Origin of the sequence: Thauera humireducens (assembly GCF_001051995.2) — a bacterium.
GTDB classification, from domain to species: Bacteria; Pseudomonadota; Gammaproteobacteria; order Burkholderiales; family Rhodocyclaceae; genus Thauera; species Thauera humireducens.
This window is the reverse complement of sequence record NZ_CP014646.1, coordinates 432,811-447,133: the sequence shown is the minus strand read 5'-3', so window position 1 is coordinate 447,133 and position 14,323 is coordinate 432,811. Positions and strand designations below refer to the sequence as shown.

16 protein-coding genes and 1 tRNA gene are annotated in these 14,323 nt (G+C 62.6%); 1 reads left to right on the top strand and 16 read right to left on the bottom strand.

Translation table 11 applies throughout. From position 1 onward, the window contains the following. Positions 1-5: 5 nt before the first annotated feature. From nuoE to AC731_RS02040, 16 genes are all read right to left on the bottom strand, one after another. The gene (nuoE, locus tag AC731_RS02115) at positions 6-485 is read right to left on the bottom strand and encodes an NADH-quinone oxidoreductase subunit NuoE (protein ID WP_048708953.1); all 480 of its coding nucleotides are present in this window, start codon (positions 483-485) and stop codon (positions 6-8) included. Between the two features lie 55 nt (positions 486-540). Further along, positions 541-1,794, bottom strand: coding sequence for an NADH-quinone oxidoreductase subunit D (locus AC731_RS02110; RefSeq protein WP_048708951.1), 1,254 nt, complete (start codon positions 1,792-1,794; stop codon positions 541-543). Then, a complete protein-coding gene (locus tag AC731_RS02105) occupies positions 1,787-2,392 on the bottom strand; it encodes an NADH-quinone oxidoreductase subunit C (RefSeq protein ID WP_048708950.1) in 606 nt (201 codons plus the stop codon). The genes AC731_RS02110 and AC731_RS02105 overlap by 8 nt, the downstream gene beginning before the upstream one ends. Positions 2,393-2,406: 14 nt before the next feature. Continuing rightward, on the bottom strand, positions 2,407-2,883 hold the full coding sequence (locus AC731_RS02100) for a NuoB/complex I 20 kDa subunit family protein (RefSeq protein ID WP_004253015.1): 477 nt from the start codon (positions 2,881-2,883) through the stop codon (positions 2,407-2,409). Between the two features lie 3 nt (positions 2,884-2,886). Beyond that, positions 2,887-3,261, bottom strand: a complete 375-nt coding sequence (gene ndhC, locus AC731_RS02095) for an NADH-quinone oxidoreductase subunit A (protein ID WP_004253014.1) — start codon at positions 3,259-3,261, stop codon at positions 2,887-2,889. 100 nt (positions 3,262-3,361) lie between these two features. Then, a tRNA-Leu gene (locus AC731_RS02090) sits at positions 3,362-3,446 on the bottom strand. 65 nt (positions 3,447-3,511) lie between these two features. Next, positions 3,512-3,871: a preprotein translocase subunit SecG gene (gene secG / locus AC731_RS02085; protein ID WP_004253012.1), complete on the bottom strand. Its 360-nt coding sequence runs from the start codon at positions 3,869-3,871 to the stop codon at positions 3,512-3,514. 32 nt (positions 3,872-3,903) lie between these two features. After that, positions 3,904-4,638 (bottom strand): triose-phosphate isomerase, encoded by a 735-nt coding sequence (gene tpiA, locus AC731_RS02080; RefSeq protein WP_048708949.1) that lies wholly within the window; start codon positions 4,636-4,638, stop codon positions 3,904-3,906. Between the two features lie 211 nt (positions 4,639-4,849). Further along, positions 4,850-5,614, bottom strand: coding sequence for a phosphate ABC transporter ATP-binding protein PstB (gene pstB / locus AC731_RS02075; protein WP_004253009.1), 765 nt, complete (start codon positions 5,612-5,614; stop codon positions 4,850-4,852). Positions 5,615-5,664: 50 nt separating this feature from the next. Continuing rightward, a complete protein-coding gene (gene pstA / locus AC731_RS02070) occupies positions 5,665-6,507 on the bottom strand; it encodes a phosphate ABC transporter permease PstA (RefSeq protein ID WP_048708948.1) in 843 nt (280 codons plus the stop codon). Between the two features lie 13 nt (positions 6,508-6,520). After that, a complete protein-coding gene (gene pstC, locus AC731_RS02065) occupies positions 6,521-7,483 on the bottom strand; it encodes a phosphate ABC transporter permease PstC (protein WP_004253006.1) in 963 nt (320 codons plus the stop codon). 114 nt (positions 7,484-7,597) lie between these two features. Further along, positions 7,598-8,641, bottom strand: coding sequence for a phosphate ABC transporter substrate-binding protein PstS (pstS, locus tag AC731_RS02060; protein WP_237266587.1), 1,044 nt, complete (start codon positions 8,639-8,641; stop codon positions 7,598-7,600). Positions 8,642-8,778: 137 nt separating this feature from the next. Then, complete coding sequence (gene glmM / locus AC731_RS02055) at positions 8,779-10,131, bottom strand: phosphoglucosamine mutase (RefSeq protein ID WP_048708946.1); 1,353 nt, start codon at positions 10,129-10,131, stop codon at positions 8,779-8,781. A 56-nt stretch (positions 10,132-10,187) separates the two neighbouring features. Then, positions 10,188-11,018: a dihydropteroate synthase gene (gene folP / locus AC731_RS02050; RefSeq protein WP_048708945.1), complete on the bottom strand. Its 831-nt coding sequence runs from the start codon at positions 11,016-11,018 to the stop codon at positions 10,188-10,190. A gap of 69 nt (positions 11,019-11,087) precedes the next feature. Beyond that, positions 11,088-12,980 (bottom strand): ATP-dependent zinc metalloprotease FtsH, encoded by a 1,893-nt coding sequence (ftsH, locus tag AC731_RS02045; protein WP_004252997.1) that lies wholly within the window; start codon positions 12,978-12,980, stop codon positions 11,088-11,090. Positions 12,981-13,094: 114 nt separating this feature from the next. Further along, complete coding sequence (locus tag AC731_RS02040) at positions 13,095-13,718, bottom strand: RlmE family RNA methyltransferase (protein WP_048708944.1); 624 nt, start codon at positions 13,716-13,718, stop codon at positions 13,095-13,097. 76 nt (positions 13,719-13,794) lie between these two features. Between AC731_RS02040 and yhbY the strand changes: the two genes are divergently transcribed. Continuing rightward, the gene (yhbY, locus tag AC731_RS02035) at positions 13,795-14,259 is read left to right on the top strand and encodes a ribosome assembly RNA-binding protein YhbY (RefSeq protein ID WP_048708942.1); all 465 of its coding nucleotides are present in this window, start codon (positions 13,795-13,797) and stop codon (positions 14,257-14,259) included. Positions 14,260-14,323 lie beyond the last annotated feature (64 nt).

The following is a 14,323-nucleotide window of genomic DNA, read 5'->3' as shown; positions in this document are numbered from 1 at the left end:
CGTGCTCATTTCTTGTCCAGGTCGGCCAGCATCTGGTCGATCTTCTCGGTGGTCATCCAGCTGCACATGTGATGGTTGTTCACCAGCAGCACCGGGGCGTCGCCACAGGCGCCCATGCACTCGCCTTCCTTCAGCGTGAACTTGCCGTCGGGAGTGGTCTCATTGAAGCCGATACCCAGCTTCTGCCTGAGGTATTCACCGGCATGCACACCCCCCGACAGCGCACAGGGCAGATTCGTGCAGACGGTGATCTTGTGGCGACCGACCGGATGGAGGTCGTACATGTTGTAGAAGCTTGCCACCTCGAAGGCGGCGATCGGCGGCATGTCGAGGTAGCGCGCGACGAACTCGATGAGCTCCTTCGGCAGCCAGCCCTTCTCGACCTGCGCGATCCGCAGCGCCGCCATCACGGCGGACTGCTTCTGATCCGATGGGTACTTGGCGATCTCTCGATCTATCTGTTGCAGCGATTCCTGGCTCAGCATGTCGTCTTGATCTTCCGGATAGCCTGCCGATTCTTGTTTGCTACGGTCACGACCTTCAGCGGTCGATCTCGCCGAACACGACGTCCATCGTGCCGATGATGGCGACCACGTCGGCGATCATGTGCCCACGCGCGATGTCGTCCATGGCCGCGAGATGCGCGAAGCCCGGTGCGCGAAGCTTCAGCCGGTAAGGCTTGTTGGCGCCGTCGGACACCGCATAGACGCCGAACTCACCCTTCGGATGCTCCACCGCCGCATAGACCTCGCCCTTCGGCACGTGAATACCCTCGGTGAAGAGCTTGAAGTGGTGGATCAGCTCTTCCATGTTGGACTTCATGTCCTCGCGCGCCGGCGGTGCCACCTTGTGGTTGTCGGTGATGACCGGACCGGGATTCTTGCGCAGCCAGTCGATGCACTGCTTGATGATCCGGTTCGACTGGCGCATCTCTTCCATGCGGCACAGGTAACGGTCGTAGCAGTCACCGTTCTTGCCGACGGGAATGTCGAAGTCGATCCGGTCGTAGACTTCGTAGGGCTGCTTCTTGCGCAGATCCCACGCAACCCCGGAGCCACGAAGCATGGGACCGGTGAAACCCCAAGCCAGCGCCTGCTCGGGCGAGACAACACCGATACCGACGGTGCGCTGCTTCCAGATCCGGTTGTCGGTCAGCAGCGTCTCGTATTCGTCGCAGTATGTCGGGAAGCGGTTCGTGAAGTCCTCGAGGAAGTCGAGCAGCGAGCCTTCACGGTTCGCATTCAATTCGCGAACGACCTTCTCGTTCTTGAACCGATTGACCTCGTACTTCGGCATGCGATCGGGCAGATCACGATAGACACCACCCGGCCGGTAATACGCCGCGTGCATGCGCGCACCCGACACCGCCTCGTAGGCGTCCATCAGGTCCTCGCGCTCGCGGAAGGTATACAACACCATCGTCATCGCGCCGATGTCGAGTGCGTGCGTACCGATATTCAGCAGGTGATTCAGAATGCGCGTGACCTCGTCGAACATCACGCGGATGTACTGCGCACGCTCCGGCACCTGCACACCGAGCAGCTTCTCGATCGCCATGCAGTAGGCGTGCTCGTTGCACATCATCGACACATAGTCGAGGCGGTCCATGTAGGGCACGGACTGCACCCAGGTGCGCGTTTCGGCCAGCTTTTCGGTGCCGCGGTGCAGCAGACCGATATGCGGATCGGCACGCTCGACGACTTCGCCGTCCAGTTCCAGCACCAGACGCAGCACGCCGTGCGCAGACGGGTGCTGCGGACCGAAGTTAATCGTGTAGTTGCGGATCTCAGCCATGGCCGACGTCCCCGTAGTTCTCTTCGCGCACGATGCGCGGCGTGTTCTCGCGCGGCTCGATGGTGACCGGCTGATAGACGACCCGCCCCTGCTCCGGGTCGTAACGCATCTCGACATACCCAGACACCGGAAAGTCCTTGCGGAACGGATGCCCGACGAAACCGTAATCAGTGAGAATCCGGCGCAGATCCGGATGCCCCGAATACATGATGCCGTAGAGGTCGAAGGACTCGCGCTCGTACCAGTTGGCACTCGGCCACACGTCGACGACAGAATCCAGCACCGGAAACTCGTCATCATCGGCAAACGTGCGCAGACGCAGGCGCCAGTTGTGCCGCACCGAAGTCAGGTGAGCCGCGGACGCAAAACGCTTGCCTGACCAGGGCGCATTGCCAAAGGCGGAATAGTCGAGCCCCGAAATATCCACCAACTGCTCGAAATGCAGATCCGGACTGTCACGCAGCATGCGCGCGACTTGCAGGTAATCGGCAGCGGCAACTTCGATGGTGACCTCGCCTCGATCAACGACGAGCGACTGCAGGGTGTCGCCGAATAGGTCGCGCAAGGTCTGGCTCAGGCGTTCAAACTTGGCACTCATGTCTATGACACCCGTCAGCGCGCAATCGTATTGGTGCGCTTGATCTTGTTCTGAAGCTGGAGAATGCCGTAAATCAAGGCCTCGGCCGTCGGCGGACAGCCCGGCACATAGACATCGACAGGCACGATGCGATCGCAACCACGCACGACCGAGTAGGAATAGTGGTAATAGCCGCCACCATTGGCGCAGGAGCCCATGGAGATGACCCAGCGCGGCTCGGACATCTGGTCATAGACCTTGCGCAACGCCGGCGCCATCTTGTTGCACAGCGTGCCGGCAACAATCATCAGATCCGACTGACGGGGACTCGGACGGAACACGACACCGAAGCGGTCAAGGTCGTAACGAGCACAGCCCGCATGAATCATCTCGACCGCACAACAGGCAAGACCGAAAGTCATCGGCCACATCGAACCGGTTCGCGTCCAGTTGATGACCGCATCGAGCGAGGTGGTGACAAACCCCTCGCGGAAGACGCCCTCAATGCTCATGCATTACTCCCAGTCGAGTGCGCCGTTCTTCCACTCGACGATATAACCGATGACCAGAACCGAGAGAAAGACCATTACCGAACCGAACACGAACCAGGCCAGCTCGCCAGCGGCAATGAATTCCTGAAAGACCGTCGCCCACGGGAAAAGAAAGGCGATTTCCAGATCAAACAGGATGAAGAGGATGGCTATCAGGTAATACCGAACGTCGAACTTCATCCGGGCGTCTTCAAACGCCTCGAAGCCACATTCGTAAGGAGAGAGCTTTTCGCTGTCAGGGCGATATGGGGCGAGAACTCGCCCGAGGACTACAGGAGCAACACCGAAACCCAAACCTACGAGTATGAACATCAATACAGGAAAGTAGTTTTCCAGCATGTTCAGAAACCCCCAGTAAGATTGACAGCTTTATTGCTGCCATTATTGTTTTGGTTGCTCTGCGTGGAAACGCCCGCATAAGCGGGCGTTCTCCGTAATCTGGTGCCGACGATGAGACTCGAACTCATACGGCTTTCGCCACTACCCCCTCAAGATAGCGTGTCTACCAATTTCACCACGTCGGCGCTTCGTTTCAAAGCCAAATGATTATACGACTTTTTGCGCGGTGCGCAAAGAGTTCGTTGCGCAATTATTTCGGAATCGACTGCGCCTTGGAGTCATCCCCCGCAGGCGCAGGAACGGCAGGCACCGCATCAGTCGCAGGCGACGACTGAACGCCTTCCATGACACTGGAGGGCGCAGCGGGCTTGTCGCTTGCGAGATAGCTGAGACCCAGACTGGTGATGAAGAACACAGCTGCAAGCACGGCTGTCGTCCGGCTCAGGAAGTTCGCAGAGCCGGACGATCCGAACAAGCTGCCCGAGGCCCCGCTACCGAAGGCGGCCCCCATGTCAGCACCTTTTCCGTGCTGCACAAGAACCAGGCCGATGACACCGAGGCCCACCAGCACGTGCACGGTCAGCACCAGAGAAAAAAGATAGTCGCCCATCACAAACCCTAAAAAGACACTTCGTTGAAAGATCAGACCCCAGCCGCCGCGCGGCAGATCGCCATGAAATCGTCAGCCACCAGCGATGCGCCGCCGATCAGCCCGCCATCCACGTTCGGCATGGCAAAGAGTTCGGCTGCGTTGTCCGGCTTCACGCTTCCACCATACACAATGCGGACCGCATCCGCCTGCACGCCCTGCTCCACGAGCCAGCCGCGAATCGCGGCATGCACCTCTTCCGCCTGGGCAGCCGTGGCCGAACGCCCCGTACCGATCGCCCAGACCGGTTCGTAGGCCACGACCACGCCGCCGAATCGCTCACGTCCCAGCACCTCGCCGACCGCAGCAAGCTGACGGGAAATCACCGCGTGCACCTGTCCGGCGTCACGTTCGGCCAGCGTCTCGCCGACGCAAACGATGGGCACCAGCCCGGAAGAGAGGGCGGCCTCTGCCTTGCGCGCCACCGAAAGATCATCGTCCCCGAACAGCGCACGCCGCTCGGAATGCCCGACAATCACGTAACGGCAACCAAACTCGGCAAGCATGGCAGCGCTCACTTCGCCCGTGTAGGCACCGACGTCGAACTCGCTGACATCCTGCGCGCCCAACTCGAGACCGACGGGGCGGCGCTGGAGTTGCCCCAGATAAGGATACGGCACGCAAAGCGCGACCTCGACCCCGGGCACCGCCTCAAGACCGGCGAGAAGCGCTTCATTGGCGGCAAGGCTGCCGTTCATCTTCCAGTTGCCGGCGACGAATTTTCTCATGGTACGGACGGCTGACGTCGAGAGCTAAACCGCGGGATTATAGGCATCACTCGCCGTGGCGGCAAATTCACGCCGTGACACGCGGCCATGATGCCAGTTCAGCCGATACCGACTCTCGGGGTCGAGGGGACGTTGTCGTCACGCACCATCAGTACCAATCGGGCGCCCCGCCTCGGAATGAAAAAGGGTGGATCATCCGCCCTTTCATCGATCAGCCGAAGCGGCCAGTGATGTAGTCCTCGGTTTCCTTCTTCTTGGGCTTCACGAAGAGCTCATCGGTTACGCCGAACTCCACCATCTCGCCCAGATACATGTAGGCGGTGTAGTCCGAGATCCGTGCGGCCTGCTGCATGTTGTGCGTGACGATGACGATCGTGAACTCGGTCTTGAGCTCGTCGATCAGCTCTTCGATACGCGCGGTGGAGATCGGATCCAGCGCCGAGGTCGGCTCGTCGAGCAGGATGACTTCCGGCTTCACCGCGATCCCGCGGGCAATGCACAGACGCTGCTGCTGACCGCCCGACAGGCTCATGCCGCTCTGGTTGAGCTTGTCCTTCACCTCGTCCCACAGCGCCGCCTTGCGCAGCGCCCATTCGACCCGGTTGTCCATGTCTTTCGACGACAGCTTCTCGTGCAGCTTCACACCGAAGGCGATGTTGTCGTAGATGGACATCGGAAACGGCGTGGGCTTCTGGAACACCATGCCGATCTTCGCGCGCAAGACGCTGACGTCGATGTCGGAGCCGAGCAGATTGCGACCGTCGAACAGCAACTGACCTTCGGCCCGCTGCTCCGGGTAGAGGTCGTACATGCGGTTGATGGTGCGCAACAGCGTCGACTTGCCGCAACCCGAGGGACCGATGAACGCGGTGCACTTGTGGCGCGCCATCTGGAAGTTGATGTTCTTCAGCGCGTGGAACTTGCCGTAATAGAAGTTGAAGTCCTTGAACTCGATTTGCGCGTCGGTGATTTGCATAGTCATCTCCAATCTCGTACCTCGCGGCACGGATGGTATCGATTGGTTCCTTAGTTGATCTTCTCGGCCCGCAGGAAGACACGGGCGATGATGTTGAGCACCAGCACACCCATGGTGATCAGGAAGACGCCGGCCCAGGCGAGTTCCTGCCAGTTGGTGAAGGGGCTCATCGCGAACTTGAAGATCGTGACCGGCAGGTTCGCCATCGGCTCATTCAGATTCAGCGTCCAGAACTGGTTCGACAGGGCGGTAAAGAGCAGCGGCGCCGTCTCACCCGCGATGCGCGCCACCGCCAGCAGCACGCCGGTCAGAACGCCCGCCCGCGCCGCGCGCAGCGTGACCTTGGAGATCACCACGCTCTTCGGCGCCCCCAGCGCGAACGCCGCCTCTCGCAGCGTGTTCGGGATGAGCTGCAGCATGTTCTCGGTGGTGCGCACGACCACCGGGAGCACGATCAACGCCAGCGCGATGACGCCGGACCACGCGGAAAACTTGCCCGTCTGCGCAACCACGACGGCATAGACAAACAAGCCGATCACGATCGAGGGTGCCGACAGCAGCAGGTCGTTGATGAAGCGTGTCGCCTGCCCCAACCAGTGATGACGCCCGTACTCGGCAAGATACACGCCGGTGAGCACGCCGATCGGCGTGCCGAGCAGGGTCGCCAGCACGACCAGGATCAGGCTGCCGACAATCGCGTTGAGCAGCCCGCCCGTCTCGGCGCCGGGTGGCGGCGTCATCTCGGTAAACAGGGTCAGCGAAAGGCCGGACAGGCCCAGTTCGAACACGGTCCACAGGATCCAGGCCAGCCAGAACAGGCCGAAGACCATCGCCGACAACGACAGGGTCAGGGCAATCTTGTTGACGAGTTTGCGTCTTGTAAGCAGGTTCATGTCGGTCACTCGCTCAGCTCTTCGCACCCTCGCCCTTGGCGAGTCGCGTCAGCAGCAGTTTGGAAACGACCAGCACCACGAGCGTGATCGCGAACAGGATGAGTCCCAGTTCCATCAGCGCCGCCGTATGCAGCCCCTGATCCGCCTCGGCGAACTCGTTCGCCAGCGCCGAAGTGATGCTGTTGCCGGGCTCGAACAGGGAAGCGGAGTTCAGGAAGTTGGTATTGCCGATGACGAAGGTCACGGCCATGGTCTCGCCGAGCGCACGCCCCAGACCCAGCATCACACCACCGATGACGCCGGTCTTGGTGTAGGGCAGCACCACGCCCCGCATCACCTCCCACGTCGTGCAGCCCACACCGTAGGCGGACTCCTTCAGCATGGGCGGCGTCACTTCGAAAACGTCGCGCATCACCGAAGCGATGTACGGGATGATCATGATCGCCAGGATGACGCCGGCACAGAGGAGACCGATACCGAGCGGTGCGCCGGCGAATAGCTTGCCGATAACGGGCACGTGACCGATCGACGACTGCAGGGCGGGCTGGATGTACTGGGCGAAGATGGGGGCGAAGACCAACAGGCCCCACATGCCGTAAACGATGCTCGGGATCGCGGCCAGCAGTTCGATCGCGGTACCGAGGGGGCGACGCAACCACGTCGGGGAAAGCTCGGTGAGAAAGAGCGCGATACCGAAACTGACGGGCACCGCGATCAGCAGTGCGATTGCGGAGGTGACGAGCGTGCCGTAGATCGGGATCAGGGCGCCGAAATCCTCCATCGGCGGATTCCAGGCATCCGAAAACAGGAAGCCGATACCGAAGGCCTGTATGCTTGGCCAGGACGCATAGACAAGGGCAATGATGATGCCCGCCAACAGGATGAGGGTCAGCCAGGCGAAGGATTTCGCCAAACCGCCGAACACCTTGTCGCCGACCCGCTTGGACGCCGAAGACGTGAACTCGGTCGTTCGCATGGAAACACCCGAAAGGGCCGCGGCCGGAGCACCGCCACCCGGGGAAATGGAAACGCCAAAGGCCCCGCGGGCCTCTGGCTGTTGGTTACGTTGAACCACGGGGCGCGGTCCGGGTTACTTGACCGGGAAAACCGCCTTGCCACCGGCGTCCTTCATCTCGCCCCAGGAGGCGCGAATCAGGTCGATCGTCGCCTTCGGCATCGGGATGTACTCGAGCTCGAGCGCCATCTCGCCACCGTTGACGTAGGCCCAGTCGAAGAACTTGAGCGCTTCGGCGGCCTGAGCGGGCTTGTCCTGAACCTTGTGCATCAGGATGAAGGTTGCGCTGGTGATCGGCCACGACTTCGCACCCGGCTGGTTGGTCAGGATCTCGTAGAACGCCGACTTCGACCAGTCTGCACCCTCTGCAGCAGCGGCGAAAGTCTCGTTGTTCGGCTCGACGAACTGACCTTCCTTGTTCTGCATGATGGCATGCGAGAGCTTGTTCTGCTTGGCGTAGGCGTACTCGACGTAGCCGATCGAACCCGGCAGACGCTGCACGAACGCCGACACGCCTTCGTTGCCCTTGCCACCCAGCCCCACCGGCCACTGCACGGCGGTGCCTTCACCGATCTTTTCCTTCCATTCGGCGGAAACCTTCGACAGGTAGTTGGTGAACACGAAGGTGGTGCCCGAGCCGTCAGCACGACGGACCACACCGATGTCCTGGTCCGGCAGCGCGAGACCCGGGTTCAGCGCGACGATCGCGGGGTCGTTCCACTTGGTGATCTTGCCATGGTAGATCTGGGCCAAGACTTCGCCAGTAAACTTCAGGTCACCCGGCTTGACGCCCTGGAGGTTCACCACGGGCACCACGCCACCGATCACGGTCGGGAACTGCTGCAGACCGCCTTCGGCAAGCTTCTCGGGCGTCAGCGGCATGTCCGAAGCACCGAAGTCGACCGTCTTGGCGGTGATCTGGCGAATGCCACCACCGGAACCGATCGACTGGTAGTTCACCCGATTGCCCGTCGCCTTCTGATAGGCGTCAGCCCACTTGGCGTAGATCGGCGCGGGGAAGGATGCGCCCGCCCCGGTGATGTCAGCCGCTTGGGCACTGACGGCAAACAGGACGGCGGAAGAAGCGGTAAGAGCGAACTTGGTGGAAAAACGCATCATGACTACCTCGGGTTGAAAGACTAGACCCGTAAGGTATCAATGCATTGTTACAGCCACGTTTCATGTCATCAAACGGGAAGAATACCCCGCCAAGCGACGGTAGCCGGAGCCGCCCTCGGCTCCGGCAGCACATCCAATCAGGCGACCGCGTTCTGCACGGCCAAGGCGATGTCTTGGGCAAGGCGCTCGACAAGGACGCCATCGCTGCCTTCCACCATCACGCGCAGCAAGGGCTCGGTACCCGACGGACGCAGCAGCACGCGACCGCTGTCGCCCAGTTCCGCTTCTGCCTGTGCCTGTGCCGCAGCGATACCTCCGTCAGCGCGCCAGTCGAAGCCCGCCGGCAGGCGCACGTTGATGAGCTTCTGTGGATAGAAGACGAGGTCGGCGCAGGCTTCCGCAAGCGTCGCGCCCCGCTGCTTGAGGGCAGCCAGCACCTGCAGGGAGGAGACGATGCCGTCGCCGGTGCTATGGCGGTCCAGGCAGATGATGTGCCCGGAGTTCTCGCCACCGAGCTTCCACCCGCGCTCGTGCAGCAATTCCAGCACGTAGCGATCGCCGACCTTCGCGCGCGCGAACGGCACACCAAGACGGGCAATGGCATGCTCGAAGCCCAGGTTGCTCATGAGCGTACCGACCACCCCGTCCAGCCGTCCCTCTGCCTTCTGAGCCGCTGCAATCACGTACAGCAGCTTGTCGCCATCGTAGATCTCGCCCCGATGGTCGACCATCATCAGCCGGTCGGCGTCGCCGTCGAGCGCGATGCCGAGGTCCGCCCCCTGCGCGAGCACCGCCTGGCGCAGGTGCTCTGGCCGGGTCGCGCCGACACCGTCGTTGATGTTGAGGCCATTGGGCTCCACCCCGACGGGAAGCACCTCGGCGCCCAGCTCGTGGAACACGGCGGGGGCGATCTGGTATGCCGCGCCATGGGCGCAATCGAGCGCGATGCGCAAGCCGCGCAGGTCGAGCTCGTTGGGGAAGGTGCTCTTGCAGAACTCGATGTAGCGTCCGGCGGCGTCGTTGATGCGACGCGCCCGACCGAGTCGCGCGGAGTCGACGCACCCCATCGGCTGATCCAGCCGCGCCTCGATCTCGACCTCGATCGCATCCGGCAGCTTGGTGCCGCCTGCGGAGAAGAACTTGATGCCATTGTCGTAGAAAGGATTATGCGAGGCGGATATCACCACGCCCGCCTGCAGGCGCAGCGCCCGGGTCAGGTAGGCGACCGCCGGCGTGGGAATCGGTCCCGCGAGCATGACATCCACACCGGCCGCAGCGAACCCCGCCTCCAGTGCAGCCTCGAGCAGGTAGCCCGAGATGCGGGTGTCCTTGCCAATGAGTACGGCAGGGCGTTCGCCAGCTGGAAGCTTCTCGCGGGCAACGAGCGTCACCCCGGCCGCATAACCCAGCTTCATCACGAACTCCGGCGTGATCGGCGCGTCGCCGACCTTGCCACGCACGCCATCGGTACCGAAATACTTGCGCCCCATCGTCACTCCACGTCTGTCTCAAAACGCGGATTATCGCATCCGGCACCCAGCCTTGCTCACGCGTCGCCGCACACCGCCTGCCAGACCTTCAGTGCGTCGCAGGTCGGCCCCACATCGTGCACGCGCACGATGCCCGCTCCGCGCTGCACGGCGATGAGCGCGGCAGCGACGCTGGCCGGCATGCGCGCCTCGACCGGCCGTCCAGTCACCGCACCCAGCATGGTCTTGCGCGACAGCCCTGCGAGCACCGCGTACCCATCGACCCGGAAGCGCTCGAGTTCCCGCAGCAAGGCGTAGTTATGCACCGTACGTTTGCCGAAGCCGAAACCCGGGTCCAGCACGATGCGCTCGCGTGCGACGCCCGCAGCCTCGAGGGCCTGCACCCGCTCGTCGAGGAAGGCCTTCACCTCACCCACCACGTCGTCGTAGCGCGGATCGTCCTGCATCGTGCGCGGCTCGCCCTGCATGTGCATCACGCACAGGCCCGCCGGACTCGCAGCAACCGCCTCGATGGCGCCCTCAGCGCGGAACGCGTTGATGTCGTTGATCATGTCCGCCCCGGCCCGCACCGCCGCGGCCATCACGGCCGGTTTCAGCGTATCGACCGACAGTGGAATGTTCCAGTCGAGGGTGCGTTCGATGAAGCCGACCACGCGCTCCATCTCCTGCGCCTCAGGGACCGGATCTGCGCCCGGGCGCGATGACTCGGCACCGATGTCGAGCATCTGCGCACCCTGCTCGACGGCCAACTCGGCCCGCCGCAGGGCTGCGGACAGGTCGCCGTGAAGGCCATCACCGGTGAAGGAGTCATCGGTGAGATTGATGATCGCCATCACCTGCGGCCGGGAAAGATCGAGGCGGAAACGCCCACACTGAACAGTCGTCATGCTGAAGCACCAAGAGAAACGGGCCGGAAAAACCGGCCCGTCGGATTACAGGGTCAAGAGCGGTGAAACTCAGGCCGCGGGAGCTGCCGCGGTGGGAGCCGCCCCGGGGGCATCGTCCTTCGGACGCGAGGTCGGCGTCGACACCGGCTTCGGCGCCCGCGGAGGCCTGCCCTCCATGATGTCGTTGATCTGCTCGGCGTCGATGGTTTCCCACTCGAGCAGGGCCTTCGTCATGGCCTCGACCTTGTCGCGGTTCTCCTCGAGCAGGCGACGCGCCAAGGCGTACTGCTGGTCGATGATCCGGCGGATCTCGGCGTCGACCTTCTGCATCGTCGCCTCGGACACATTGCGGTGCGTCGTCACCTGGCGCCCGAGGAAGATCTCGCCCTCCTCCTCGCCATACACCATCGGCCCCAGCGTGTCCGACATGCCCCACTGCGTCACCATGCGACGCGCCAGATCGGTCGCACGCGCGAAATCGTTCGAGGCGCCGGTGGTCATCTGCTTCATGAACACCTCTTCCGCGATACGGCCACCGAACAGCACGGCGATCGTCTGCAGCAGACGGTCGCGATCCTGGCTGTAGCGGTCTTCGGTCGGCAACTGCATCGTCACGCCCAGCGCACGACCACGCGGGATGATCGTGACTTTATGCACCGGATCGGTCTTGTCCAGCAGGCGCGCCACCACGGCATGTCCCGACTCGTGATAGGCCGTGTTGCGGCGCTCCTCCTCAGGCATGACCACCGAGCGGCGCTCCGCGCCCATCATGATCTTGTCCTTGGCACGCTCGAAGTCGTCCATGTCGACCAGGCGCTTGTTGGCGCGGGCGGCGAAAAGTGCGGCTTCGTTGACCAGGTTCGCCAGATCGGCACCGGCAAAGCCCGGCGTACCACGCGCCAGAACCTGCGGATCGACGTCGGGTGCGATCGGCACCTTGCGCATGTGGACCTTCAGGATCTGCTCGCGGCCACGGATGTCGGGCAGTGCCACCACCACCTGACGGTCGAAACGGCCGGGACGCAGCAGCGCCGGGTCGAGGACATCGGGACGGTTGGTCGCGGCGATCACGATCACGCCGGTCTGCCCCTCGAAGCCATCCATTTCCACGAGCAACTGGTTAAGGGTCTGCTCGCGCTCATCGTTGCCGCCACCGAGGCCTGCGCCGCGCTGGCGCCCCACGGCGTCGATCTCGTCGATGAAGATGATGCACGGGGCCTGCTTCTTCGCCTGCTCGAACATGTCGCGCACGCGCGCCGCACCCACGCCGACGAACATCTCGACGAAGTCGGAGCCGGAAATCGAGAAGAACGGCACCTTGGCCTCACCTGCGATGGCCTTGGCGAGCAGCGTCTTGCCGGTCCCCGGCGAGCCGACCATTAGCACGCCCTTGGGAATGCGACCGCCGAGCTTCTGGAACTTGGAGGGATCACGCAGGAACTCGACCAGTTCGAACACTTCCTCCTTGGCCTCGTCGCAGCCCGCGACGTCGGCAAAAGTGATGGTGTTGGCGGACTCGTCAAGCATGCGCGCCTTGCTCTTTCCGAACGAGAACGCGCCTCCCTTGCCGCCCCCCTGCATCTGACGCATGAAGAAGACCCACACGCCAATCAGCAACAGCATCGGGAACCAGGAGACGAACACGCTGGCTAGGAAGGACTGCTCTTCTTCCGGCTTGGACGCATTGATCTGCACACCGTAGCGCATCAGGTCGGACACCATCCAGATATCCTGCACACCGGGCGTATAGACCGTGATCGAGCGTCCTTCCTGGGTGGTCGCCTTGAGCATGCGACCGTCAATGGTTGCCTTGGCGATGCGTCCAGCCTTGGCTTCCTCCAGGAACTGCGAGTACTCCATGGTGTTGGGCGCAACCTGACGCGTATTGAACTGGTTGAACACGGTCATCAGCACGACGCCGATGACCATCCAGATCGCGAGGTTTTTGAATAGATTGTTCAACGTTCCCTTCCTCAGAAGCCGTTTTTGGCCATGTACGCGACTGACCGATTCTAGTGCCGAACGTTCCCGCCGGCAAACCAATGGCCGCGATTACTACGGCCAATCGCTACAGCATCAGACCGCACGCGGACCCTTGCCGAGCAGATAGACCTCGGCACTGCGGTCACGCGACGCCTTGGGCTTGCGCACCTGCACCGAAGCAAACGCCGCCTCCATCTGCTTGCGGTACTCCATGAAGCCTTCGCCCTGGAACACCTTGACCAAAAACTGACCGCCCGGTTTCAGATGGCGGACGGCAAAATCGAGCGCCAGCTCGCACAGATGGATCGATCGCGCCTGGTCGACCGACGTCACGCCGGACAGGTTCGGCGCCATGTCCGAAAGGACGACATCGACCTTGGCGCCCTCGAGCCGCGACTCGAGATCCTCGAGCACCGCATCCTCGGTGAAGTCGCCATGCAGGAAGTCGACACCGGCCACCGGTTCCATCGGCAGGATGTCGAGCGCAAACACCTTGCCCTTTGCCCCACAACGTTTTACTGCAACCTGACACCACGACCCCGGCGTCGAACCGAGATCGACCACGACCGCTCCGGATTTCAGCAGGCGATCGCGCTCGTCGACCTCGATGAGCTTGTAGGCCGCACGGGCGCGATAACCGTCCTGCTGCGCGCGCTGCACATAGGGGTCGTTCAGATGGTCGTGCACCCAGGCACGGCTTGTCTTGTTCTTTTTCATCGACTTAGAAGAAGTTCGCCTCTAGTAATCAGAGTAGAATTGCGCGTTTGACGCTTCAAGCATTCAGAGAGATTCAATGATCGAACTCACCCCGGTCCAGCGCCGCGACCTGCGCGCGCGGGCCCATCACCTGAACCCCGTCGTGACCATCGCCGGCAATGGCCTGACACCCACCGTCGTGGCCGAAATCGAACGCTCGCTGCAGGCCCATGAACTCATCAAGGTGAAGATCCAGGGCGCCGAACGCGAGCAGCGCGATGCGCTGATGAACGAACTGTGCGAAACGCTCGACGCAGCACCGGTACAGCATATTGGCAACATCCTCGTCGTCTGGCGCCAGCGACGCGAGGAAGAAAAGAATGCAGCCCCCGCTACGCAGAAGTCCGGCGCACGACCCTCGACAGCCAAATCGGCAGCGGCATTTGCTGCCGCGGCGCGACGTGCCGCACTGGCCAAGGCGAGCGCCGAAGCACGCCGCTCGCCCGCGCGCGGGCCGGCTTCACGCAGCCGGGGTCCGGGCAGCGGCACTCGCGGTCGCTGAGCGAGGCGACGCAAGATAGCACAAGGGGCGGCTCGATGGCCGCCCCTTTTTCATTCGCCACCTG

Bases quoted from the DNA above. Each gene is read 5' to 3' on its own strand.
- nuoE (WP_048708953.1), bottom strand. From the start codon at position 485: ATGCTGAGCCAGGAATCGCTGCAACAGATAGATCGAGAGATCGCCAAG.
- AC731_RS02110 (WP_048708951.1), bottom strand. From the start codon at position 1,794: ATGGCTGAGATCCGCAACTACACGATTAACTTCGGTCCGCAGCACCCG.
- AC731_RS02105 (WP_048708950.1), bottom strand. From the start codon at position 2,392: ATGAGTGCCAAGTTTGAACGCCTGAGCCAGACCTTGCGCGACCTATTC.
- AC731_RS02100 (WP_004253015.1), bottom strand. From the start codon at position 2,883: ATGAGCATTGAGGGCGTCTTCCGCGAGGGGTTTGTCACCACCTCGCTC.
- ndhC (WP_004253014.1), bottom strand. From the start codon at position 3,261: ATGCTGGAAAACTACTTTCCTGTATTGATGTTCATACTCGTAGGTTTG.
- secG (WP_004253012.1), bottom strand. From the start codon at position 3,871: ATGGGCGACTATCTTTTTTCTCTGGTGCTGACCGTGCACGTGCTGGTG.
- tpiA (WP_048708949.1), bottom strand. From the start codon at position 4,638: ATGAGAAAATTCGTCGCCGGCAACTGGAAGATGAACGGCAGCCTTGCC.
- pstB (WP_004253009.1), bottom strand. From the start codon at position 5,614: ATGCAAATCACCGACGCGCAAATCGAGTTCAAGGACTTCAACTTCTAT.
- pstA (WP_048708948.1), bottom strand. From the start codon at position 6,507: ATGAACCTGCTTACAAGACGCAAACTCGTCAACAAGATTGCCCTGACC.
- pstC (WP_004253006.1), bottom strand. From the start codon at position 7,483: ATGCGAACGACCGAGTTCACGTCTTCGGCGTCCAAGCGGGTCGGCGAC.
- pstS (WP_237266587.1), bottom strand. From the start codon at position 8,641: ATGATGCGTTTTTCCACCAAGTTCGCTCTTACCGCTTCTTCCGCCGTC.
- glmM (WP_048708946.1), bottom strand. From the start codon at position 10,131: ATGGGGCGCAAGTATTTCGGTACCGATGGCGTGCGTGGCAAGGTCGGC.
- folP (WP_048708945.1), bottom strand. From the start codon at position 11,018: ATGACGACTGTTCAGTGTGGGCGTTTCCGCCTCGATCTTTCCCGGCCG.
- AC731_RS02040 (WP_048708944.1), bottom strand. From the start codon at position 13,718: ATGAAAAAGAACAAGACAAGCCGTGCCTGGGTGCACGACCATCTGAAC.
- yhbY (WP_048708942.1), top strand. From the start codon at position 13,795: ATGATCGAACTCACCCCGGTCCAGCGCCGCGACCTGCGCGCGCGGGCC.